Below are 377 nucleotides of genomic sequence, written 5' to 3' on the forward strand. Positions count from 1 at the left end.
GAGTTAAAATAATATGTGAGGGTTTATATAAGATGAAAGATACCCAGAATGATAAAGTACGATTCTCAATTGGAACCAAACTGATAACTATTATCTCAATTATCGTTGTTTTTTCTTTAGGTTAAATTACTGCCCTTGTTTCATGGATGGTGCGCGAAGATTTAAAAATCGCCGCGGAAGAAAACAACTTTGAGGCGAACAGAAGAGCCGCCGAAGAAGCCGAAGAAATACTGTCAAATATGCGCGCCGCTTCCGGTCAGCTTATGTACACGATAAATGCCCTAAGCTCGCAACAAACAGCGGCGCAGCAGGCATTAGCGCAACAATCAGCGGGAGACTTTTTCTTTGCTCAAAACCCACGCGCCGCAGCTTTTACC

At 43.0% G+C, this 377-nt stretch carries 1 pseudogene; it reads left to right on the forward strand.

The features are described from left to right. Positions 1-146: 146 nt before the first annotated feature. A pseudogene (locus ACYVTD_RS17840) lies at positions 147-377 on the forward strand (adenylate/guanylate cyclase domain-containing protein); the annotation flags it as partial.

Source organism: Treponema sp. R6D11, from assembly GCF_054786075.1.